Source organism: Streptococcus pseudopneumoniae (assembly GCF_038148935.1).
Classification (GTDB): Bacteria; Bacillota; Bacilli; order Lactobacillales; family Streptococcaceae; genus Streptococcus; species Streptococcus pseudopneumoniae_U.
On sequence record NZ_JBBJZX010000179.1, the window covers coordinates 1 to 993 of the forward strand.

Annotated in this window: 1 protein-coding gene; it reads right to left on the reverse strand. The window is 39.9% G+C overall.

Annotated elements, in window-relative coordinates; genetic code table 11:
* Positions 1–59 precede the first annotated feature (59 nt).
* On the reverse strand, positions 60–890 hold the full coding sequence (locus tag WKI42_RS10455; protein WP_045612396.1) for an amino acid ABC transporter substrate-binding protein: 831 nt from the start codon (positions 888–890) through the stop codon (positions 60–62).
* Between the last annotated feature and the right edge of the window lie 103 nt (positions 891–993).

The window sequence follows — 993 nt, forward strand, 5'->3', positions numbered from 1 at the left end:
CTATATCCCTAAAAACTGAGAAATCACCCATCTTACTCAGAATGGATGACTTCAAGAAATTATTTAATATCAGCTTCTGCCGGTAGGTAAGTGTCTCCGAAGAATTGTTTAGATAATTTTTCAAGCGTTCCGTCTTTGTAGAGTTCTTGGATACGTTTGTCTACAAATGATTTCAACTCATCTTGACCTTGAGCAAGAAGTGGGTAAACGTACGGTTGTTGGTCGCTTGGAAGTTCGATAACTTTCAAGTTGTCCAAACCTTGGTTCTTGATCACTGTTTCAACACCGATTTTATCAAAAATCTTATAGTCAAATTGTCCATCGCTCAAACGCACCATGATTTGTTGGAAGTCTGCCTTAGTATAGTTAAGGATAGTTGGGTTGTCCGGGTGTTCAGCGTTGTATGCTTCTAACTGCTTAGCTGATGTAGTGGCTTGAACGACTTCCGTCGATTTTCCACCGATATCAGCGAGAGACTTGATGCTAGAGTCGTCTTTCTTCACTACAAGGACATTAGGGTTTTGGGCAATTGGTGCGGCATAAAGGTATTTTTCCGCACGTTCTTTAGTGTAGCTAAGATTGTTGACAGCCATATTGTAACGATCAGCGTCAAGACCAGCAAAGACACCTGACCATTCTGTCTTTTCAAACTTGACATCATATTTGTCAGAGTCTTTAAAGATAGCGCGAACCACTTCAATCTCGTAACCAGTCAATTCGCCATTTTCTTCATAGATAAATGGTTTTGGCGAACCATTGGTTGCAACGATGATTTCTTTCTTGCTAGCTGCTTCTCCTTCTTTCTTAGCTCCACCTGAGCAAGCCGCTAGCACACCTGCAGCCACAAGTCCTAAGGCAGCAAGAGATGAGTATTTAACGATTTTTTTCATGTCATTTCCTCCAAAATAGAATACCTTATAATCTTAACAGAAAAAAAACATTTACGCCATTATATGATATCTATCTCTGTGATAGGTTTTCTTTATGGCTGAT